Source organism: Caloramator sp. mosi_1 (assembly GCF_028622835.1).
Lineage (GTDB): Bacteria > Bacillota > Clostridia > Clostridiales > Caloramatoraceae > Thermobrachium.
The window spans coordinates 159,357-180,315 of the sequence record NZ_CP117677.1 but is presented as its reverse complement, the minus strand read 5'-3'; the positions used below and the strand labels follow the sequence as shown (position 1 = coordinate 180,315).

Genomic DNA, 20,959 nt, shown 5'->3' with positions numbered 1-20,959 from the left:
AATATGAAGATTATAAATCCAGCAAAGGCAGGAAGCTTAGAATCAAATGACATATTCATTATGGTTTTTCCTAATGACAATGGAAATGAGATAGAACTTGAGAGTATAGTAATGAAACAGTTTGGTAAGAGGATAAAGGAAGTAATAGAGGAGACTTTAAAGGAACTTAAGGTTGAGAATGCTAAGGTTATTGCAAAGGATAGAGGAGCCCTTGACTATACTATTAAGGCACGAGTTGAAACTGCAATAAGAAGAGCAATGTAGCGAGGTGTTTAGAATGAAACTTAGAAGAACAATGCTTTTTATGCCAGGTAATAATCCTGGTATGATACAGAATGCTTCAATACTTGGGGCTGATAGTGTTATATTAGATTTAGAGGATGCTGTATCAATAGATGAAAAGGATGCAGCAAGGATGCTTGTTAGAAATGCCCTATCAACTCTTGATTTCTTAGGATGTGAAGTTATTGTTAGAATAAATTCTATCCAAAGTGATTTTGGATATGATGATTTAAATGTTATTGCAAGGGTTAAACCTGATGCAATACTTGTACCAAAGGCTACCAGTGAAGATATTGAAGAGATAGATGAAATTCTATCTATAATAGAAAGGGAAGAAGGATTTAAATTAGGTTCAATTAAGCTTTTCCTCTTGTAGAGACTGCTATAGGACTTGAAAATATAAGAGATACAATATTGGCATCAAAGAGAAATGTAGGGGTTCTTCTGGGTGCTGAGGATTTAACAGCAGATATGGGAATAAAGAGAACAAGAGAGGGAAACGAAATATTCTATGCAAGAAATAGAGTAGCTTCAATATGTAGGGCATATAAAATAGATGCAATAGATACTCCCTTTGCTGATGTGAATGATGTTGAGGGCCTTATAGAAGATACAAAGAGAGCAAAGGCAATTGGTATGACAGGGAAGGCAGCAATAAATCCAAGACAGATTGATTATATACACGATGTCTTCTCACCTTCTATGGAAGAGATAATGTATGCAAAGAGGGTTTTAAAGGCTAAAGAAGAGGCACTAAAGGAAGGTAAAGGTGTTTTCTCACTTGATGGAAAGATGGTGGATGCACCAATTATTCAAAGGGCAGAAAACATTTTATTAAAAGCTAAACTTGCAGGTATCATAAGGGAGTGATTTTATGGAAAATATTTTAGGAAGAGTTTTACCAGAATACATAGAAGGTTATGGAGAGGTTAAGCCCTTTAGCGGAGCCTTTAATAATCTTGGAATAAAAACAAAAACAAGTTTCCGTTAAATGTGTTGCACCCTCAGATGTAAAACTTGTTGAGTCAATAAAAGAGGCACTTAAAAAATGCGAAATAAAGGACGGTATGACAGTATCCTTTCACCACCATTTAAGAAACGGTGATTATGTTCTTAATATGGTGATGGAAGAAATAGCAAAGATGGGATTAAAGGATATAAAGGTTGCAGCAAGTTCAATATTCCCAGTTCACGCACCACTTGTAGAGCATATAAAAAATGGAGTAGTAACAGGTATTTATGCGAATTATATGTCTGGACCTGTAGCAGAAGCAGTATCAAGGGGACTTTTAAAATATCCTGCTATAATGCACACCCACGGAGGAAGAGCAAGGGCTATAGAATCAGGAGATTTAAAGATAGACATAGCCTTTATTGCAGCCCCAACCTGCGATGAATATGGCAACATAAATGGCGTATATGGACCATCAACCTGCGGTAGCTTAGGATATGCAATACCAGATGCAATGTATGCACAAAGAGTAGTTGCAATAACCGATAATTTAGTACCTTTCCCAGCTTGTCCTATTGAAATAAGCCAAGAATACGTAGATTTTGTTGTTAAGGTTGATTCAATAGGAGATCCAAAAGGAATAGTTTCAGGTACTACAAAGATAACTAAAGATCCAGTTGGACTTAAGATTGCTAAGATGGCCACTGAAGTTATCGAAGCTTCAGGACTTTTAAAGGATGGCTTTTCATTTCAAACTGGTGCAGGAGGTATATCCCTTGCAGTTGCAAAGTATGTTAGAGATGCAATGAAGAAAAATGGTATAAAGGGAAGCTTTGCAGCAGGTGGAATTACTGGCTATATAGTAGATATGTTTGAAGAAGGCCTATTTGAAGCACTATTTGATGTTCAATGTTTTGACCTTAAGGCTGTTGAATCCTATAGAAGAAATATTGCACACCAAGGAATGTCTGCATCACTATATGGGAATCCACACAACAAAGGAGCAGTTGTTAACAGGTTAGATGTAATGATACTTGGTGCAACTGAAATAGATGTAAACTTCAATGTAAATGTAACAACTGGTTCTGATGGAGTTATTATGGGAGGTTCAGGAGGACACAGTGATACTGCAGCAGGTTCAAAGCTTGCAATTGTAGTAACAAAGCTTTTGAAGGGAAGGCTCCCAATTGTAGTTGACAAGGTTACAACAGTTACAACTCCTGGAGAAACTGTTGATGTAATAGTAACAGAAAGAGGAATAGCAGTAAATCCAAAAAGACAGGACTTGATTGAAAAACTTAAGGATAGAAATCTACCAATAATGACAATAGAAGAGCTAAAAACACTTGCAGAAAATATGGTAGGAACTCCAGAAAAAATAGAGTTTGATGATAAAGTTGTAGCTGTAGTAGAATATAGAGATGGTACTGTGATTGATGTAGTTAAAAAGGTAAAGGAATGATAGTATGGAATTTAGATTTTTGATGGATTTTGAAAAACACTTGGCAGAGGATTTTTAAAGGCCATTGGATTAGAGTTGGAAAACGATGTAGATGAGACTTTGTGCTGTTTTGAAGATGGGGTAGTGATAGGAACCTGCTCCTATTCAAAAATGTAATTAAATGCTTTGGGATAAAGGAAGAATATAGGGGAGGGGCTTGCCTCCTCTCTTATTACTAAAATACAAAATAGAATGTTTGATAAAGGGATATATGAATATTTTGTCTTTACTTTAGAAAAAAATGAAACTATATTTAAATCACTGGGTTTTAAAGAGGTTGCAAAGTCCGATTCTGTTGTACTTCTTGAGGGTGGTACTTCGGATGTAAATAGGTACCTTATGAATATGTTAAAGCTAAGTGGTGTTGATGCAGGTAAAAAAGGGCAGCACTTGTTGTGAATTGCAATCCCTTTACGTTTGGACATCTTTATTTAATTGAAACAGCAGCTAAGGAAAATGAAGAGGTTATTGTATTTGTTGTGGAGGAGGATAGGTCATCTTTTCCAACGGATATAAGATTTAACTTAGTGAAGCTTGGTTGCAGTCATCTAAAAAACGTTACAGTTATAAAGGGTGGTAGATATATTATTTCCTCAAATACTTTTCCTTCATATTTTTTAAGGAAAAAGGACGATAAACTTAGTATTTATACTAAGCTGGATGCGACAATCTTTGGTATGTATATAGCAAAGTTTTTTAATATAAATAAGAGATATGTTGGTACTGAACCCTATTGCGATGTAACAAATGAATATAATAAAACTATGTTAAGTGTTCTTCCTAAATATGGAGTTGAAGTTTGCTTAGTTGAAAGGATGACAAAGGATGGAAGGGCAGTTAGCGCATCCATTGTAAGGGAGCTTTTAAAGCACGATAGATTAAGTGAGGTTGAGAGTTTAGTACCACAAGTTACCTATGACTTTTTAAAAACACAAGAGGGTAAAAAAATAATAGAGAATATAAAAAGGAGAGATTTACCACATTGATAAAGGTTTTAGAGGACAGAGAAAAAAGATATGAAGAAGTGTTAAAGCTAATTAAATTAGAATTAGGTACTGTACTGTGTGCAAAAATAAACTATCCAGGTACAGACAAGAATACGCAATATGCTAAAAGAGCCTTTAGTATATTAAAGGAGGAAATATACAAAGAGTTTAAGGAGTTTATTAAATTAGAAAAATATGCATTTGGATATGATGGGGAAAGTTTACTTTTAATTATTGATTTGCCAGCTTTAGAATTAAAGAAAAAAGTATAAAAATTGAGTCAGAACATCCTTTAGGAAGAATATTTGATATCGATATATATAATAATGATGGTGTTCCAATAAGTAGGGGCGAGCTTGATATACAAGAAAGAAAATGTATTGTTTGTGGAAATGCTGCAAGGGAATGTATTGTAAAAGAAGACATAGTTTAACAGAGGTTTTAGATAAAGTAAATATATTGATAAAGGAATATGGAGATAATTATGACAAATAGGGAGAAGTTTATAAAAAAGTAGCCCAGACAGCATTAGAGGCTACCTTACTTGAGGTTTCAACACACCCTAAGCCAGGGCTTGTAACTCCAATTTCAAATGGTTCACATAAGGATATGAGTTATGTAACCTTTATAAAAAGTTCAGCTGCTATAGCACCTTATTTTGCGGAATTTACAAAAGTAGGAATTTTTACACAGAAAATGTCCTATCTAATTTAAGGCCAATAGGGATTATGGCAGAAAAAGATATGTTTAGTGCAACAGACGGAGTAAATACACATAAGGGATTAATTTTTTATTGGGTGTTATATGTGCAGGGTGTGGAGTTTTATATCGTAAAAATAAAACTATTAATAGATTTACTATTTCTGAAATAGTTAGTGAAATTACTAAGGGTATTGTCGATAAAGAATTAAACAAATTAAATACACAAAATGATATTACAAACGGACAGAGAATTTACAAGCAATACGGTTTAACAGGAATTCGCGGTGAAGTTGAGGAAGGACTTAAATCTATTTTAAATTATGCACTGCCTACGCTTGAGAAATTTAATAAAGAGTTAAGCATAAATGATGTGCTGGTTAATACACTACTTTCTCTTATGTCTGTTGTTGACGATACTACGGTTGTTCATCGTGCTTCAATTGATGGCTTAGAGTTTGTAAAAAACCATTCTAAAATTGCCTTAGAGCTTGGAGGAATGGCAACAAAAGAGGGCGTTGAGTATATTTTAAAAATGGATAATGAATTTAAAAGAGGAATATAAGTCCTGGTGGATGTGCAGATTTACTTGCAGCAACTTATTTTATTTATACGATTGAAGAGATATGGAGGAATGAGTATGCAAATTTTACTTTCATCAATAATAAATCACAATAAAAATATACACAGGAGGGAGAAGTAGCTACTTATATTCCAGAACTATCTAAGGCAGATAAAAACCATTTAGGAATATATGTAGTCACTCTGGATGGTGAAGAGTATGGCGAGGGAGACTACAATGTAAAGTTTACAATGCAAAGTATTTCAAAGGTTGTAACATTAATGCTTGCATTATTAGATAATGGACCAGAAAAAGTATTTGAAAAAATAGATATGGAACCTACAGCAGATACATTTAATTCTATAAGCTCGCTTGAAACAAGAAATCCACAAAAACCATTAAATCCAATGATAAACTCAGGAGCAATTGCAACCACCTCACTAATTTATGGAGAAAGCTCAGAAAAGAAGATAGAGAGAATACTTAAGTTTACAAGACGAATAACAGGGAATAAGGATATTAACATAAATTATGACGTTTTTAAATCGGAAAAAGAGACAGGTCATAGGAACAGAGCTCTTGCATACTATATGAAAAGCACAGGTGTTATTGATGGTGATGTCGAAGACATTTTAGATGCATATTTTATGCAATGTTCTATGGAGGTTACCTGTAAAGATATAGCAAGGATAGCAGCAATGCTTGCTAATAATGGGCTTTTACCCTGGAGTGGAGAAAGAATAATCCCAGCTCATTATGCACGAATAGTAAAAACCATAATGGTGACCTGTGGAATGTATGATGAATCAGGTGAGTTCGCAGTTAAGGTTGGTATACCTGGTAAAAGTGGAGTTGGCGGCGGAATACTTGCAGCTGTTCCAAACAGAATGGGAATAGGTGTCTTTGGACCTGCACTAAATAAAAAGGCAACAGCATAGCAGGTCTTAAGGTTTTAGAGGAGCTGTCTAAAGAGCTTGATTTAAGTATATTCTAAGGGGAAGTAGATGAAAAAATAGGAGTTTTTTAATTACGTTAGGAGTGCTAATACTTGTTTTTACCGGTATAGTACAGTATGTTTCATATAGAGAAAGACAGGCATTGATTGAGACGGTTAATGGAGTTAAAAGTACAATACTTCCAAACGATTTAGAAAAAAGATGCTAAAAAGGAAAATAAATATAATGCTAAAAATCCAATAGGTGTGCTTGAAATACCAAAAATTGATTTAATAATACCTATAGTTGAGGGAGCAACAGAGGAGAGCTTAAAAAACGCCGCAGGTCATATTGAAGGAACAGGGCCCTTAGGAGCAAATAGCAGCAATTATTGTATTGCAGGACATAGGGCACACTATACAGGAGGATTTTTCCACAGACTTGATGAACTTGATGTTGGGGATGAATTAAAAATAAAAACAAAGGATGAGGAGTATTTCTTTAAGGTTATAGAGAAAAAATAGTAACACCTGATAAAGTTGAAGTTTTAAACCCTGTTGAAGGTAAATCCCTTGTTACATTGATAACCTGCCATCCTTTGTATAGTAATAAACAGAGGTTAATAGTTGTAGCAGAACTCAAAAATAAAATGGAGCAGGTAACGGGAATCGAACCCGCATAGCCAGCTTGGGAAGCTGGAGCTCTGCCATTGAGCTATACCTGCATCACATTAATATTATAACCATAATTTACAATTATAATCAATTTTAAAAATATTAAAAATTCAGAGAACTATATGTTTTTATTGGGTAAATCTCAAAAGTGCTTTTAATTTTATATAAATTTGAGTATTTTTGAGGAGGGGTTCTATGTTAATATATCATTTTGAGGATAATATACCTTTGTTTAGATGCAGCTTGTGTGGAAGATGTGATGGATTTATAGAATCTAAGTCATATATAAACAAAAATAGGGGATGCTGTTGGTATTATCCTAAATACACTTTAATGGATATAAAAAATATTATATCTTTAGGAAGAGAAGACTTTATAAGGGAGCTAAGTACAAAAGAAAATGTATATAAAAGTAATTATTTTTTAGAAGTTAGAGGATATTTTGATGAAGAAGGATATAAAAAATCAAATTTAAAACAAGATATAGACTTTGATACAAAGCTATTTTTTAGATTGTGCCCATTTTGGCAAGAAAATGGATGTAAAATAGAGTTTAAACTTCGTCCACATCCCTGTAACCTTTACTTATGCAGAGAAGTAATAGAATTATGTAAAGATGGATATAGTGAGTTTTCAAAGGAAAGAAGAGATTATTTTTCATATATGAATTATTTTAACGAGGTTATAAAACACGAACTTATGGAAAAAAGGATGGATTTAACAAGTGATTTTGAGGGTACATTGGATTTTATTAAAAATTATCAAGTACCTAATTTTGAACCAAGATTGTTAAGAGAATTACATTTTATTAATCAAGCATCATAATATTTGTATTTTACAAAATTTTTATTTTTTAATATTGATTTTAATTGTAAAAAAATTAAAATAAAGTTGTGTCAAAATTTGTATTGAGGTGTAGATTAATGAGATTAGTCAACATAGAAAGAGTTAAACCAGGAGATGAGATAGCACAAAGCATATTAGGTTCAGATGGTGCAATTTTATTAAGAGAGGGCGTAATATTAACTGATACTTATATAAAAAGGTTAAAAAATATAGGAGTTGAGTTTTTATATATAAAGGATGCACATTTAGAGGACATTAAAAGTCAGGATGCTGAATTTTTGCAGCTTAAATCGCAGGCTGTAAAATCAGTATCTACAGTTTTTCAAAACTCCAATATAACAGTGTCAATGAAGTTAGAAACACAATGGATACTATATTGAATATTGTTGAGTATCTATTAGATAACAAGGATATAAACTCAACTTATTTATTAGAGCTTAAAACCTTTGATAACTATACTTTTATTCATTCTTTGAATACCTGTGTATTGGCCCTGTTCTTTGGCGTTAATCTTAATTATACAAGAAATATGCTTTTAGATTTAGGAATGGGTGCACTACTTCACGATATAGGTAAAACTAAAATTCCAACAGAGATTTTAAATAAAAAGGAAGACTAACAGAAGAAGAATTTGAAATAATGAAAAAGCATACAGTCTATGGATATGAAATTGTAAAAAATATAAACTATATAAATGAAAGAGGTAAGTTAGTTGTACTTGAACATCACGAAAGATATGATGGTTCAGGGTATCCCAATAAGCTTAAAGGAGAAAATATATCAATGTTTGCAAGAATAGGCTGTATTAGTGATGTTTATGATGCAATTGTAAGCGACAGGGTTTATAGAAAGGGATTCTTAGCAAATGAGGCCTATGAATTTATATTAGGTGGAAGCGGAACTTTTTTTGATGTTGAACTTGTAAAGATATTTAAAAATAATTTTTCCATTTATCCTTTAGGTGTATGTGTAAAGCTGTCAAACGGGCTTGAAGGGTTTGTAGTAAAACATAATAAGGGATTACCAGATAAACCAGTAGTAAGAATTATCTATGATGAGAAGGGTAACTCTATTCAGCCTATTGAAATTGATTTAGCAAAGCAGACTAATATAACTATTGTAAACGTAATAGTGTAAGTGGAATCATATTTTAAATTTATAGATTAACAAAAGTGCCATAGATATGGCACTTTTGTTGTTTAAAATGGGCTCTTTGTCAATAGTTGGGGCGGGCATTAGATTAGAATGCCTGTCCTTTCTTATTTGATAATGATTTTAGCAAGATAGATAGGATGAGGGGAGTTTACCCTTAAAAAATTGCACGACAAAAAGACCAACGATAGTTGGATTTCCTAAAATACAATATTTAACAGATTATTTATTACAACAATGAAGAATTCTATTCCTGAATCTATCAAAATTTCTATAGCCGAAGGCTATTCTTTTAATAACTTTGATTTTATTATTAAATCCTTCTATACAAGCATTTGTATAAGGAATATCAAAAGAATTACAAATCTCATTAAAATATCTGATATAGGTATTTGCACATCTTTTCAATTCATTGATACCACTATTTTGTGCAAGTTTAATCCAATCTTTTAAGAGGACACGAGCTTCGTTAGAAGAAGGTGAAGCATCAATAATACTCAATAACTTTTCCTTTAAAGTGTGGGCAATTGCTAATTCACTATTATAAGAAAACATAACTTGTAAAGCTAACTTTGAATCTGTATCAAGTAAGCCATATCTTTTTAAAATAAGCTTTTTACTTCTTTTAAAGTATTTTCTTAATTTAATTGATAGTTCTCTTTGGATACGTTTTCTTACCGCTTCTACTGCCCATATGACTTGTCTAATATAGTGAAATTTATCTATAACAATTACAGCATTTTTGAAATAAGTTTTAGCTAAATCAATATAGGGTTGCCACATATCACAAATAAAGTGTGTAACGCTATCGCGATTTTTAATTTTTCTAAAATAATCTATAAGAATATGCTCTTTTCTATCTTTAATAATGTCTAGTATTTTATGATTAACAGGATCGACTATTGCACAATGATATTTAGAACCACCAGAGTTACCTTTAAATTCATCTATAGATATTATTTTAGGTAAATTAGTAGGAGAAGAGTAAGATACATTATCAAAAATACGTTTTATAGTATCGATAGATAGATTAGTTTTTCTAGCAACTGATGTCATACTATATTCATTAGATAATTCATAAATTACAAACATAGCTAATCTATTAGTTATTCTATGATAACGAGGTAAAAATTCTATATGTTCATAAAATTTTTGCCGCAGGCATTACAACGATATCTACGTTTTTTAAGAATGATAAAAGTATGTTTAAAGAATAAGGGTATGTCTTTAATACGCTGAATTCTATAATCGTGAACTCTTGTAACTTTGGAATTACAATTAGGGCAAGTACAAATTTTTTCTTAGTTTCTAAGTATATCTCAATGTACGTGTCATTATGAATAATCTTTTTATAATAACATCTTTAAAACCTAATAAATTTTTGATAGAATTATTAGTGTGCACTTGATGGATGCCTCCTTTCAGGTAAGGTTTTTGTTTGGTTATTTTAATTTTACCAGGTGTCTAATCAGGTGCACATATTTTTTGTAAAAAATATGCTGGGTCTACGCCCCAACATTTATTATAGAACCACGCTTTATTAATGTCAGTTTTCTTCCAGTAAGTGGTGAGATCTTTACAACATCACCTGTTCTGGGTGCGTGTACAAACATTCCATCTCCTAAATATATTCCAACGTGGCTTATTGGGCTGTAGAAGAATACCAGATCACCTGGTTGTGCCTCACTTAGACTAACAGTTTGTCCCACTGTTGCTTGTTCAGAGGCTCTTCTTGGAAGATTTATACCAAAGTGAGCATAAACATATTTAACGTAGCCAGAACAGTCAAAACCTGAAGGAGTATTTCCTCCCCATACATATGGAGTTCCTAAAAATCTTAAGGCAAATGATACTATTTCGTTTGAAGATGCAGTAATACTTCCTCTTGAAGTAGAACCTTTATTAGAATTACCGTTTATTTGATTGTACAACTGATATATTCTTGCCTGATATTTTTTCATTTGATCAGCGTACTGTTTCTTCTTATTCTCTAATTGAGAGATTAATTTTTGTTGTTCTATTTTCTTTTGATTTACAACCTTTAATTTTTCTTCATTCTGATACTTTAATTCTTCAATTTTTGATTTTGAAAGTTCTAATTCTTGTTTTTGTTATTTAACTCTTGAATTCCCTTGTTAATTTCATCTAGTGCATTTAAGTCGAATTGTATCACAGTTTTAACCATTTCAATTCTTGAAAGTAGATCGCTGAAACTTGTAAACCCTAATATTAACTCTATATAGTTTTCAGCACCATTCATATACATATTTTTTATTCTTTCATCAGCTGTTTTTTTCTGTTTTCAAATTCAAGTTGAGCCTTTTCAATTTCTTCTTGTTTTTTAATAATTTCATCATTAATTTTTTTAATTTCATCATTATTTTTCTTTATCTCAAGGCTTATTTCATAGGCTTCTGCATCTATCTCTTCTATTTTTGATTCTATTTGTCCTATTTCCTCCATAACTTCGTTATATTCTTTTTGGTTTCCTTAAGCTTTTGTTCTAACTGCTTTTTTCTTCTATAGGATTTGCATAGGATAGGCTTGTACTTAAAACAAAAATAAAGACAAAGCTAAAGCGATTTTCTTTAGTTTCATACTATACCCCTTTATCACCACTTAAATTATAACATTTTTTAAAGTTAATTGGTATAAAAAATAAAGAAAAATTTTTACAAAAATTCCTGCATATAAAGAATTTAATACAGCTTATCTAAAAAATTGACATAGTATAATGATGATTAATTTATTTATAAAAATAATATTTTTCTAACAAATAGGTTGTTTTATTTAATGAAATAATTTATAATATAATCGTGCAATCGTTTGAACAAATATAAGGAGGCATATTATGAGCAGTTTATTAAAAATATTAAATAGGCTTGAGGAAAACATAGAAAAGGGAAAAGAAATTCAATTTAAAGTGCCTGCTATTTGGAACTCTTTTGGCTACAAAAATTTAAACGAAAAAATGGGACAATTGAAGTAAATCCCTATGAATTTTATAGTGAGTGTATAAAAAGACAATATTACCTTATTACAATGGAGAAAAGGATTATAGTAAGCCTCTATCAAAATTAGTTCAAACTAAAAAATGGGATGGATACATAGGTGGAGACTGGATAAAGAAAGCAAATGTGTACGGTATGCAAATAAGAACATCAAGTGCCTATGACCACGATGGCAGTGGCTCCCTTGAGCTTACAAATAAGTTTGGACTTAAAGATACAGGTACGTTCTTAAAAACTATAGCACTTCTTCCACACCTTAAGAAAATGGGGATTGATGCTATATATCTTCTTCCAATATCAAAAATAGTATGAGATACAAAAAGGGAGAAATGGGTTCACCCTATGCAGTTAAAAATTTCTTTGAACTTGATCCAACTTTAAAGGATCCAATGCTTGGAGAAGATATTACAATTGATGAAGAATTTAAAGGGTTGGTAGAAGCTTGTCATATTTTAGGTATAAGAATTATGATAGATATTATACCAAGAACCTCTGCAAGGGATAGTGATCTAATATTTGAACATCCTGAGTGGTTCTATTGGGTAAAATTAGAGGAGCTTGACACATATGCACCACCTTATGTAGAAGGAATAAGGGCAGGAGACAAGCCATCGGTAGAAAATTTACCAAAGGTTTATGCAAGTGAAAGTGTTAAAAAACATATTAAAAAATTCTGCAATGCACCAAATGTAATTGATGAAAAGAAGTGGAACAGTATAAAGGAAAGATGCTTAAAGGACAGTAGTTTAGACTTCTTTGATTTAATACAAGAAGAGTTTGGTATAACTACAGCCCCTGCTTTTTCGGATTGCATAAATGACCCACAACCACCTTGGACAGATGTTACTTTTTAAGATTGTATTTAGACAATCCTGAGGAATCTGCAAAGTATGTAGATGAAAATCAACCTCCATATATATTGTTTGATATTATTAAATCAAATATATTCCAAGGAAAACAAAAGAACGTGGAATTGTGGGAGAGAATAGCAGATATCATACCAAGCTATCAAAGAAAGTATGGTATAGATGGTGCACGTATTGATATGGGACACGCACTGCCAAAGGAATTAGAAGAAATGATCTTAAAGAATCCAAGGGAGTTTGATGAAGATTTCTGCTTTATTGCTGAGGTTTTAGATAATAAGGGCGATAAAGCGGCAAGAGAAGCAAACTACAATATGATAATAGGAACAGCTTGGGCTGAAGAACCAAGATTTTATAAGGGTAAGTTTAATAAACTTGTAGAGGATATGGAAAATCTGAAGGCACCTATATTTGCAGCAGCTGAAACTCCAGATACTCCAAGAGCAGCCTCAAGACTTGGAGGAAAGAAGTTTTCAAAATTTGTTGCTGTTATGAATGCCTTTTTACCTAATGGTGTTCCATTTATAACATCAGGTTTTGAAATCTTAGAAAAACAACCTATGAATTTAGGCCTTGATGCTAAGGAAGAAAATAGATTTTTACTTGATAAGAAGGACCCATTATACGGAAAACTTGCCTTCTTTGATAAATATGCATTACACTGGGAAAACAGTGAGAATGATGAAATAATAAATATATTAGTAGATGTGGCAGAGATAAGAAAAGAGTATCTTGATTATATAACAGATATAAATAACTACGTAAAATGTAGATTTGATAAAGAAGGTATACTCTCGACTGCATTTAAAGTAAATGGAGAAATACTGCTTGTTGCAGGAAATTTAGACTTCGAAGATTCAGTTAAGATAACAAAGGACGATATAGAAAAGGCTCTTGGATGCAATATAACTTCAATTAGATCAATATTTAGGGACTTTAAGAAGGAAGAAAAAGAAGAAAAGGATGTAATATTAAAGCACGGAGAAGTTGCAATTTTTGTTATAAGATAAATTATTAAGAAATAGTGGTAAATAGTACGATTTAATTATCCCCTTGAAGGATTTATGGCACTCCTTATTGAAATCCTTTCAAGGGGAAATTTTATAATCGGAGCATCTTTTATAACAGCCTTTGTGATTCTTTATTAGAATCACAAATTTTTTATAAATAAATTACTTTCTTTTTTAATAAAATAATTAAGAAATTTCAAAATATTGTTGTAATATTCTATAAACTATAATAAAATAATTTTAGAAAAGGTTTTCTAAAAAACTTTTAAAAAGAGGGGAGAAGAAGTTGAAGAAAAAAGCTTATCCATTCTATTAATTCTTAGTCTCTTTGTTTCTATTTTTGCAGGATGTTCCAAAACACAACAAACAAGTGGACAAGATAATAAGCCAGCAGAAAAATCAGGGAAAATAACAATTTGGGCTTGGGACCCCAATTTCAACATTGCAATAATGAATGAAGCCAAAGCAAGATATACAAAGGATAATCCAAAGGTTGAAATTGAAATAGTTGATATGGCAAAGGCAGATCTTGAACAAAAACTACATACAATGCTTGCATCAGGCGTAAAGGATGGTCTTCCAGATATAGTTTTAATAGAGGATTACAATGCTCAAAAATATTTAAAATCATATCCAGGAGCCTTTGCAGATTTAACAGGCAAAATTGATCACAGCAAGTTTGCAAATTACAAAGTTGGTCTTATGACAGTAAATGGGAAGGTATATGGAGTACCCTTTGATTCTGGTGTTTCAGGTTTCTTCTATAGAAAGGACCTACTTGAACAAGCAGGATATAAACCAGAGGATTTAAATAATATCACTTGGGACAAGTTTATAGAAATAGGGAAAAACGTAAAGAAGGCAACTGGAAAAGCAATGCTTGGTTTTGGACTTGACGATGGTGGATTAATGAGAATAATGCTTCAATCTGCAGGACAATGGTATTTTGATAAGAATGGAAATGTTAATATAGCGAACAATGAAGCACTTAAGGAAGCAGTTAAAACCTATAAGGCTATAGTAGATGCTGATATAATTAAGAAGACAAGTGGATGGAATGAATGGGTTGCAGCCTTCAATAAAGGAGATACTGCATCTGTAGTAACAGGAGTTTGGATTATAGGTTCAATTAAGGCAGAAGCTACTCAATCAGGAAAGTGGGCAGTTGCACCAACTCCAAGATTAAATGTTTCAGGTTCTGTTAATGCTTCAAACCTTGGTGGTTCAAGTTGGTATGTACTTGAAGGAACTAAGGGAAAAGATATTGCTATAGACTTCTTAAATAAAATATATGCTTCAGATAACGATTTCTATCAAAAGATATTAGTAGAAAGAGGAGCAATGGGTTCATATTTACCAGCGGCAACTGGTGATGCATATTCAAAAGAGGATGAGTTCTTTGGAGGCCAAAAGGTATTTACTGACCTTTCAAATTGGATGAAGAACATACCTTCTGTTGACTTTGGTCTTTATACTTATGAAGCAGATGCTGCAATAATGGCTAATATGCCAGATGTTTACTCAGGAAAGATTACAGTAGAAGATGCATTAAAGAAGGCAGAAGAACAATTGAAGAATCAGATAGGAAAGTAAATATTTAATTAAAAGAGGAATAATGCGTAATTAGTGTATTATTCCTCTTTTTCAAAGTGAGGTGTATTTAATGCAACTTAGAAAAACATCAAAATCCTATGAGAAGACACTTGATAGATATGGTTGGCTATTTATATCTATTGCAGTTATTTTGTTAATAGTATTTATGTTTTATCCTATAGTTTATTCTCTTATCTTATCTACTATGTCATCTAAAGGAATAGTACAGAAGTTTGTGGGTTTTGGTAACTATACAAGATTAGTTAAAGATGAAATGTTCCTTAAGGCACTAAAAAATACCTTTGCATTTTTGATTATACAGGTTCCTATTATGCTGTTATTAGCTTTAGTCTTAGCAGCAATTTTAAATGACAAGACTATAAAGTTTAGAGGTTTATTTAGAACCGGTATATTTTTACCAGCAGTAACATCCCTTGTAGCATATACTATTTTATTCAAAATGATGTTTAGTGCCGATGGTTTCATAAATGCTGGACTTATGAGACTTAATATAATTAAACAACCAATTCCTTGGTTAATGGATCCCTTTTGGGCAAAGGTAACTGTAATAATTGCTATGACTTGGCGTTGGACAGGTTATAATATGGTTTTTTATCTATCTGGACTTCAAAGTGTTCCAGATGAATTGTATGAAGCAGCTGAAATTGATGGTGCAAGCAAAATACAACAATTTTTTCACATAACAATTCCAATGTTAAAACCGATAATAGTTTTTACAACAATTATGTCTACAATAGGTACTCTTCAACTATTTGATGAACCAATGAACCTTTCTCAAGGTGGTGTAACTGGTGCCACAACAGGTCCAGGTAATTCTTTACTTACATTATCGGTTTATATTTACAACCTATGTTTCAAGTATATGCCAAACTTTGGTTACGCTGCTACGATAGCATATGTTATCGTTTTTATAGTTGCAATATTGACCTTTATTCAGTTTAAAGTGGCAGGTGATAAAGAATGAAGAAGATAAGAATATCACGCATTTTAATTTATTTATTTTTGATTGTAATGTTTATTATTTCTGTCTTTCCTTTTTATTGGATGATAGTAGGTATGACAAATTCTCCAGTTGATGTTATAAAGGGGAAAATGACCTTTGGAAATCATCTGTTAAACAATGCTAAAATACTATTTAGTCAATATGATGTAAAGAGAATATTTTTTAATTCAATAAAGATATCTGTACTTACAGTAATTGGATCTTTAGCAATATCATCTATGGCAGCATATGGATTTGAATTCTATCCTTCAAAAGTCAGAGAAAAGACCTATGCTGTAATACTTTTATCAATGATGGTTCCCTTTGCAGCCCTTATGATACCTCTATTTAGATTAATAGTTAAACTGAAACTTTTAAATACCCACGCAGGATTAATTCTTACATCGCTTGCATCTGTATTTATAATATTTTTCTTTAGACAGAGCTTTAAAAGCTTTCCAAAAGAAATAATACAGGCTGCAAGAGTGGACGGTGCAGGTGAGTTTAAAATATTTACATCCATTGTTGTTCCCTCTATGAAATCAACCTATGCAGCAGCTGCTATTTATTCTTTTATGACCAGCTGGAATGCTTATCTTTGGCCACTTATAATACTGCAAACAGACAAACAAAAACAATGACATTACTTATTTCGTCAATGTCTTCAGCCTATTTTCCTGAATATGGTGCTATAATGTTGGCTATAGTTATTGCTACATTACCAATGATTATAATTTTCTTTACATTACAAAACTATTTTGTTCAAGGTATGACTGGTTCATTAAAGCAATAAAAATTATAATTTTTAAAGAATATATTCATAGCAAGTTCCGTAAATGGATTTAAAATCTTGTTAAGACTATAAACATTTAGCTAAAATCCATTATGGAACTTATTTTTTGCTTCTAAGTTATGTATTATTCTTGTAAAATTAGTAAAATAAATAATAGGAAAAAATATAGGGAGGGATAGTTGTGAAAAGTTACAGAAGAGAACTATGGTTTGAAATTCCAAAAGAAGGGGATTCGTAAACATAACAAGCACCCTTCAAGACTGTGTTAAAGAAAGCGGAATAAAGGAGGGTTTACTTCTTTGCAATGCAATGCACATCACAGCAAGTGTTTTTATAAACGATGATGAATCAGGTCTTCATCACGACTTTGAAGTTTGGCTTGAAAAATTAGCACCAGAAAAGCCCTATAGTCAATATAAACATAATGGGTTTGAGGATAACGCAGATGCACACTTAAAAGAACAATAATGGGAAGAGAAGTAGTAGTTGCTGTAACTAATGGGAAATTAGATTTAGGACCCTGGGAACAAATCTTCTATGGCGAATTTGATGGAATGAGAAGGAAACGTGTTCTTGTTAAAATAATAGGAGAGTGATATAATAGGTACAGCTTCGAGCTGTATATCCTAAGGCGATGCTATGGATTACAGCCGTCAGGGTATATTTGGAAACGAATATGCCTCCCAATTTGGAAAGGAGTTGTTTATATGAAAAGATTTACTGCATTATTTTTAACATTTTTATTTTTATTCTTTGCAGTATCCTGTAAAGAAAATACTAAAAACAGAGAGATTACTTTGGCAACTACTACAAGCACACGTGATTCAGGGCTTTTAGATTACTTATTACCACAGTTTGAAAAAGAATATGGATATAAAGTAAATGTGGTTGCAGTTGGAACAGGACAAGCAATAAGGCTTGGTATGGATGGAAATGCTGATGTGATATTAGTCCATTCAAGGGAAGATGAAGAAAAGTTTGTTAGGGACGGTTATGGCATTGAACGTTTTGATGTAATGTACAATGATTTTATAGTTTTAGGGCCAAAGGATGATAGTGCACAAATAAAAGGATTCTCTTCTGCTTCAGAGGCGTTAAAGAAGATATATAGTGTAAAGGCAGAGTTTATATCTCGAGGGGATGAATCAGGAACACATAAGTTTGAAAAGAAGTTGTGGAATAAAATAGGTATAGAACCAAAGGGTGATTGGTATATTAAGGTTGGAAAAGGAATGTCGGAAACACTTCTTATGGCAAGTGAAAAGGGAGCATATACAATATCAGACAGAGCCACCTATCTTGCACTGAAGGATAAATTAGAGTTAGAAGTGTTAGTTGAGGGAAAAGAAGATTTAAAAATCAATATGGAGTTATAGCTGTAAATCCGAATATTAATGATAAGATTAACAGCGATGGTGCAAAGGATTTTATAAAATGGATTTTATCAGAAAAGACTCAAAGGTTAATTGGTGAATTTGGTAAAGAGAAATTTGGACAGAGTTTATTTATGCCTAACGCCAAAAAGTAAAAAAGGAGTTGTTCTTGTTGAAGGATATTTGGCAGGGATTTTTAGGTGCTATGCAACTGATAGCAGGATTTGATAGAAACATATTTGAGATAGTTCTGCTATCTCTTTATGTTTCTTTTATATCGACGATTATATCAAGTATTATTGGTATTTTTATATCCCTATTTATAACAATTGAAGATTATAAGTTCAATAAAAAGTTAAAGAGTATAATTAATACCTTTATGGCTATTCCCCCTGTTGTTGCAGGACTTATTGTGTATATTCTTTTTCAAGAAGGGGGCCATTAGGAAGCTTAGGACTGCTTTTTACACCAACAGCTATGATTATAGCACAAATAATTATTGTGGTTCCTTTAATTTCAGGTTCAGCCATAAACGTAATAAATACAAAGGGAAGTTATATATTAGAAGAATTAAATAATTTAAATGCTGATAGGAAGAGTAGGTATATTTTAATCTTTAGAGAACTAAAATACAATATTTTGGCAACTGTCTTTTTAGGTTTCTCAAGAGCTATTTCAGAAGTTGGTGCTGTTATGTTGGTTGGTGGCAACATCGAGCACAAAACAAGGGTAATGACTACCTATATTGTACTTCAAACTAATATGGGTAATTTTGAAGGTGCAATAGCAGTAGGCATAATACTTTTACTTATATCTTTTTAGTTAATCTATTGATATCAAATTTAAATAGGGAGAGTTAACAAATGGAGGTTGCAATAAAGGATTTAGAGTATAAAAAGGGCGATTTTTCTTTGAGCATAAGGGAGTTAAACTTAAAGGACGGCAACATTTACGGTATTTTAGGACCTAATGGTTCTGGTAAAAGTACCCTTTTAAAGATATTAGGTGGCAGTTTAAAGGAATATAAGGGAGAGGTAGTATTTAAAGGGGATATAAATAAGTTTAATAGAGATATTTCTGTTTTATCACAAAAACCCTATCTTTTAATTGTTCAGTTGAAGAAAATTTGAAAATGAGTATAGAGTGGGCTAAGACAGATTTAGATAATTTAGACCACATAGTAAAAATGCTAAAGATAGAGGGTTTAATAAAAGAAATGCTACAAGATTGTCGGGTGGAGAAATGCAAAGGGTTGCAATTGGAAGGGTATTATTACAAAATAAGGGACTTATGCTTTTTGATGAACCTACAGCCAATATAGACCCTAAAAACACAAGAATAATAGAGGAGGCTATTTTAAATAGCAAAAAAATGATAGATGTATTGTTGTTGTAACACATAACATCTATCAAGCAATAAGATTATGTGATAGGATAATTTTTATGAATATGGGGAGGATTGTAGAGGAAATAGACAAAGTACAAATTAAAGAAAATGAAATAATACAGGAATATTTACTTCATACTTCTTCCTAAATCAACAAGAATGACCTTTACTTTGACATCGATTTGAGCCCTTTGAAACTCCTCATCTGATAATAGAGGACTGTGTTTTCCAAACTTTGCGGCAGCATATTTTGTAATGTCAAGGCAGTCTGTTCTATATTTATTTTGAACTTTTTCTATTGTTTTATTAAGCTTCTCTGTTACGTATTCCTCAAAGGCTCTTTCAATTTCCTTTACTTCCTTTGCCGTAATTGCATTATTGTTAATTGTATCTGTCTTAAGAGTACCCTTTAATGTAACATTAATTGTATAAATAAGTTTGTCGGTATAGTCAACTTTTACATTAATAAAATTTTTAGCCTTTATACTATAACAAATTTTAGGATTGTTATCCTTAAGTATACTTATGTACCCATCGCTTTTTCTACTTCTTATCATATTAATGTAAAAGGCCTCTTCAAGGGGAATAATATGTTTTAGTTTTGCACCGTCAAAGACACAAATACCATAAATTTTAGGTTTTCCATTGTCGTCAATTAAATATGGCAGTATTATTCTTCTTCCTGTTTGGTTGTACATAAATAGAAGTTCTTTAATCGTTGTTTCTTTAGGAAAAAAGTTTGCAAGGTTAGAAAATTTTAATATACCTGAAATAGCCTCTGACACACTTGTATTGTCAATTGGATTCATTTTAAAAAAGTGTTCAGTTTCCTTTTCTGTAATAGCTACATAGGCAATTTCATTTCTTGTTTCATCCCTAACTATAGTTTCTAATAAATCCTCTATACCATATTCTGCTCTTTCTTTACTTATTAGATATAATTTTTCTGTTCCAACCAAAAATTTTTGCTCATAATTGTTTGCCTATCATTTATTGTATTGTAGATGGTTTCAGCAATTCCTGGAGATATTAGCCTTTCAACCTCTCCATCGCCTTTGAATACAAACATTTCAATAGGGTCAACAATCTTATTTTTACTGTCTTTATCTATGTCATATCCTATACCAATCATTATTGATAAGTTTTCAAGTGGTTCCATTTCATAACAGCTTGTCATAGTGAAAATTAATATTATTATAATTATCAATATAATTCTTTTCATATATCCTTCCTCACCTTTATTTTGGATAATATAGCTGTTAGAATTGAGTATATAAGTATAGTATATACAATATATGGTAAAATATGCTCAAGTAAAACGTTTTTCCCGTGTTC

The 20,959-nt window shown here is 31.9% G+C and carries 29 protein-coding genes, 1 tRNA gene, 7 pseudogenes and 1 riboswitch; of the genes and pseudogenes, 29 read left to right on the top strand and 8 right to left on the bottom strand.

Annotation, left to right across the window (positions count from 1 at the left end):
* The first annotated feature begins 3 nt into the window (after positions 1-3).
* The 11 genes and pseudogenes from citD to PL321_RS20705 all read left to right on the top strand — a co-directional run bounded on the left by citD (position 4) and on the right by PL321_RS20705 (position 6,599).
* On the top strand, positions 4-264 hold the full coding sequence (citD, locus tag PL321_RS01315) for a citrate lyase acyl carrier protein (protein ID WP_273963212.1): 261 nt from the start codon (positions 4-6) through the stop codon (positions 262-264).
* 13 nt (positions 265-277) lie between these two features.
* Entirely contained in the window at positions 278-658 is a 381-nt protein-coding gene (locus PL321_RS19375) for an HpcH/HpaI aldolase/citrate lyase family protein (protein ID WP_337960918.1), read from the top strand.
* Between the two features lie 38 nt (positions 659-696).
* Positions 697-1,152 (top strand): HpcH/HpaI aldolase/citrate lyase family protein, encoded by a 456-nt coding sequence (locus tag PL321_RS19370; RefSeq protein ID WP_337960917.1) that lies wholly within the window; start codon positions 697-699, stop codon positions 1,150-1,152.
* Between the two features lie 4 nt (positions 1,153-1,156).
* Positions 1,157-2,696 (top strand): annotated as a pseudogene (gene citF / locus PL321_RS01305) (citrate lyase subunit alpha).
* 231 nt (positions 2,697-2,927) lie between these two features.
* Positions 2,928-3,134: a hypothetical protein gene (locus PL321_RS01300; RefSeq protein WP_273963211.1), complete on the top strand. Its 207-nt coding sequence runs from the start codon at positions 2,928-2,930 to the stop codon at positions 3,132-3,134.
* On the top strand, positions 3,131-3,721 hold the full coding sequence (locus PL321_RS01295) for an adenylyltransferase/cytidyltransferase family protein (RefSeq protein WP_273963210.1): 591 nt from the start codon (positions 3,131-3,133) through the stop codon (positions 3,719-3,721). The genes PL321_RS01300 and PL321_RS01295 overlap by 4 nt, the downstream gene beginning before the upstream one ends.
* A 38-nt stretch (positions 3,722-3,759) precedes the next feature.
* A pseudogene (locus PL321_RS20710) lies at positions 3,760-4,154 on the top strand (citrate lyase holo-[acyl-carrier protein] synthase).
* A gap of 143 nt (positions 4,155-4,297) precedes the next feature.
* Positions 4,298-4,985 (top strand): annotated as a pseudogene (locus PL321_RS01285) (triphosphoribosyl-dephospho-CoA synthase); the annotation flags it as partial.
* Between the two features lie 75 nt (positions 4,986-5,060).
* A pseudogene (gene glsA, locus PL321_RS01280) lies at positions 5,061-5,976 on the top strand (glutaminase A).
* 44 nt (positions 5,977-6,020) lie between these two features.
* Complete coding sequence (locus tag PL321_RS01275) at positions 6,021-6,146, top strand: hypothetical protein (protein ID WP_273963207.1); 126 nt, start codon at positions 6,021-6,023, stop codon at positions 6,144-6,146.
* A gap of 37 nt (positions 6,147-6,183) precedes the next feature.
* Positions 6,184-6,599: pseudogene (locus PL321_RS20705) on the top strand (class D sortase).
* Here PL321_RS20705 and PL321_RS01265 read toward each other — a convergent pair.
* Positions 6,568-6,641: transfer RNA gene (locus PL321_RS01265), tRNA-Gly, on the bottom strand. The pseudogene PL321_RS20705 and the gene PL321_RS01265 sit on opposite strands and share 32 nt — an antisense overlap.
* Positions 6,642-6,786: 145 nt before the next feature.
* Here PL321_RS01265 and PL321_RS01260 point away from each other — a divergent pair.
* From PL321_RS01260 to PL321_RS01245, 4 genes are all read left to right on the top strand, one after another.
* Positions 6,787-7,416, top strand: coding sequence for a hypothetical protein (locus tag PL321_RS01260; RefSeq protein WP_273963205.1), 630 nt, complete (start codon positions 6,787-6,789; stop codon positions 7,414-7,416).
* 98 nt (positions 7,417-7,514) lie between these two features.
* Positions 7,515-7,817: a hypothetical protein gene (locus tag PL321_RS01255; protein WP_273963204.1), complete on the top strand. Its 303-nt coding sequence runs from the start codon at positions 7,515-7,517 to the stop codon at positions 7,815-7,817.
* Complete coding sequence (locus tag PL321_RS01250; RefSeq protein ID WP_273963203.1) at positions 7,802-8,056, top strand: HD-GYP domain-containing protein; 255 nt, start codon at positions 7,802-7,804, stop codon at positions 8,054-8,056. The genes PL321_RS01255 and PL321_RS01250 overlap by 16 nt, the downstream gene beginning before the upstream one ends.
* 17 nt (positions 8,057-8,073) lie before the next feature.
* Positions 8,074-8,574 (top strand): HD-GYP domain-containing protein, encoded by a 501-nt coding sequence (locus tag PL321_RS01245; protein WP_443110717.1) that lies wholly within the window; start codon positions 8,074-8,076, stop codon positions 8,572-8,574.
* A 237-nt stretch (positions 8,575-8,811) separates the two neighbouring features.
* On the opposite strand, the gene PL321_RS01240 is transcribed toward PL321_RS01245, so the two are convergent.
* The 5 genes from PL321_RS01240 to PL321_RS01220 all read right to left on the bottom strand — a co-directional run bounded on the left by PL321_RS01240 (position 8,812) and on the right by PL321_RS01220 (position 11,052).
* The gene (locus tag PL321_RS01240) at positions 8,812-9,750 is read right to left on the bottom strand and encodes an ISL3 family transposase (protein ID WP_337961026.1); all 939 of its coding nucleotides are present in this window, start codon (positions 9,748-9,750) and stop codon (positions 8,812-8,814) included.
* Positions 9,723-9,884, bottom strand: a complete 162-nt coding sequence (locus PL321_RS20700; protein WP_443110716.1) for a transposase family protein — start codon at positions 9,882-9,884, stop codon at positions 9,723-9,725. The genes PL321_RS01240 and PL321_RS20700 overlap by 28 nt, the downstream gene beginning before the upstream one ends.
* 210 nt (positions 9,885-10,094) lie before the next feature.
* On the bottom strand, positions 10,095-10,550 hold the full coding sequence (locus PL321_RS01230) for a C40 family peptidase (protein ID WP_273963202.1): 456 nt from the start codon (positions 10,548-10,550) through the stop codon (positions 10,095-10,097).
* 134 nt (positions 10,551-10,684) lie between these two features.
* Complete coding sequence (locus PL321_RS01225) at positions 10,685-10,849, bottom strand: coiled-coil domain-containing protein (protein ID WP_273963201.1); 165 nt, start codon at positions 10,847-10,849, stop codon at positions 10,685-10,687.
* An 11-nt stretch (positions 10,850-10,860) separates the two neighbouring features.
* Complete coding sequence (locus tag PL321_RS01220; RefSeq protein WP_273963200.1) at positions 10,861-11,052, bottom strand: hypothetical protein; 192 nt, start codon at positions 11,050-11,052, stop codon at positions 10,861-10,863.
* A gap of 388 nt (positions 11,053-11,440) precedes the next feature.
* On the opposite strand from PL321_RS01220, the gene PL321_RS01215 reads away from it, so the two are divergent.
* The 14 genes and pseudogenes from PL321_RS01215 to PL321_RS01155 all read left to right on the top strand — a co-directional run.
* Complete coding sequence (locus PL321_RS01215; RefSeq protein WP_273963199.1) at positions 11,441-11,578, top strand: hypothetical protein; 138 nt, start codon at positions 11,441-11,443, stop codon at positions 11,576-11,578.
* 22 nt (positions 11,579-11,600) lie between these two features.
* Positions 11,601-11,912: a hypothetical protein gene (locus PL321_RS01210; RefSeq protein WP_273963198.1), complete on the top strand. Its 312-nt coding sequence runs from the start codon at positions 11,601-11,603 to the stop codon at positions 11,910-11,912.
* Positions 11,909-12,454, top strand: coding sequence for a hypothetical protein (locus PL321_RS01205; RefSeq protein WP_273963197.1), 546 nt, complete (start codon positions 11,909-11,911; stop codon positions 12,452-12,454). The genes PL321_RS01210 and PL321_RS01205 overlap by 4 nt, the downstream gene beginning before the upstream one ends.
* Before the next feature lie 2 nt (positions 12,455-12,456).
* Positions 12,457-13,476 carry a hypothetical protein gene (locus PL321_RS01200; RefSeq protein ID WP_273963196.1) on the top strand — a complete coding sequence of 340 codons (1,020 nt, stop codon included), beginning with the start codon at positions 12,457-12,459 and terminating at the stop codon, positions 13,474-13,476.
* A gap of 450 nt (positions 13,477-13,926) precedes the next feature.
* Positions 13,927-15,069, top strand: a complete 1,143-nt coding sequence (locus tag PL321_RS01195; protein WP_273963195.1) for an ABC transporter substrate-binding protein — start codon at positions 13,927-13,929, stop codon at positions 15,067-15,069.
* A gap of 70 nt (positions 15,070-15,139) precedes the next feature.
* Complete coding sequence (locus tag PL321_RS01190) at positions 15,140-16,054, top strand: carbohydrate ABC transporter permease (protein ID WP_273963194.1); 915 nt, start codon at positions 15,140-15,142, stop codon at positions 16,052-16,054.
* Positions 16,051-16,713: a carbohydrate ABC transporter permease gene (locus PL321_RS01185; RefSeq protein ID WP_337960916.1), complete on the top strand. Its 663-nt coding sequence runs from the start codon at positions 16,051-16,053 to the stop codon at positions 16,711-16,713. Before PL321_RS01190 ends, PL321_RS01185 begins: the two co-directional genes overlap by 4 nt.
* A complete protein-coding gene (locus tag PL321_RS19365; protein WP_337960915.1) occupies positions 16,710-16,865 on the top strand; it encodes a hypothetical protein in 156 nt (51 codons plus the stop codon). Before PL321_RS01185 ends, PL321_RS19365 begins: the two co-directional genes overlap by 4 nt.
* A 181-nt stretch (positions 16,866-17,046) precedes the next feature.
* Positions 17,047-17,461: pseudogene (locus PL321_RS01180) on the top strand (secondary thiamine-phosphate synthase enzyme YjbQ).
* A gap of 2 nt (positions 17,462-17,463) precedes the next feature.
* Positions 17,464-17,580, top strand: a riboswitch (molybdenum cofactor riboswitch).
* The gene (locus tag PL321_RS01175) at positions 17,573-18,241 is read left to right on the top strand and encodes a substrate-binding domain-containing protein (RefSeq protein ID WP_273963192.1); all 669 of its coding nucleotides are present in this window, start codon (positions 17,573-17,575) and stop codon (positions 18,239-18,241) included. (Overlaps the previous riboswitch by 8 nt.)
* A gap of 169 nt (positions 18,242-18,410) precedes the next feature.
* On the top strand, positions 18,411-18,683 hold the full coding sequence (locus tag PL321_RS01170) for a hypothetical protein (RefSeq protein WP_273963191.1): 273 nt from the start codon (positions 18,411-18,413) through the stop codon (positions 18,681-18,683).
* An 11-nt stretch (positions 18,684-18,694) separates the two neighbouring features.
* Positions 18,695-19,060 (top strand): ABC transporter permease, encoded by a 366-nt coding sequence (locus PL321_RS01165; RefSeq protein ID WP_273964330.1) that lies wholly within the window; start codon positions 18,695-18,697, stop codon positions 19,058-19,060.
* A 41-nt stretch (positions 19,061-19,101) separates the two neighbouring features.
* Complete coding sequence (locus tag PL321_RS01160; RefSeq protein WP_273963190.1) at positions 19,102-19,368, top strand: ATP-binding cassette domain-containing protein; 267 nt, start codon at positions 19,102-19,104, stop codon at positions 19,366-19,368.
* 76 nt (positions 19,369-19,444) lie between these two features.
* A pseudogene (locus tag PL321_RS01155) lies at positions 19,445-19,633 on the top strand (ATP-binding cassette domain-containing protein); the annotation flags it as partial.
* A 119-nt stretch (positions 19,634-19,752) separates the two neighbouring features.
* On the opposite strand, the gene PL321_RS01150 reads toward PL321_RS01155, so the two are convergent.
* Together PL321_RS01150 and PL321_RS01145 are read right to left on the bottom strand one after the other, a co-directional pair.
* Positions 19,753-20,583, bottom strand: a complete 831-nt coding sequence (locus tag PL321_RS01150) for a Ger(x)C family spore germination C-terminal domain-containing protein (protein ID WP_273963189.1) — start codon at positions 20,581-20,583, stop codon at positions 19,753-19,755.
* Positions 20,556-20,846: a hypothetical protein gene (locus PL321_RS01145; RefSeq protein ID WP_273963188.1), complete on the bottom strand. Its 291-nt coding sequence runs from the start codon at positions 20,844-20,846 to the stop codon at positions 20,556-20,558. The genes PL321_RS01150 and PL321_RS01145 overlap by 28 nt, the downstream gene beginning before the upstream one ends.
* Positions 20,847-20,959: the final 113 nt, after the last annotated feature.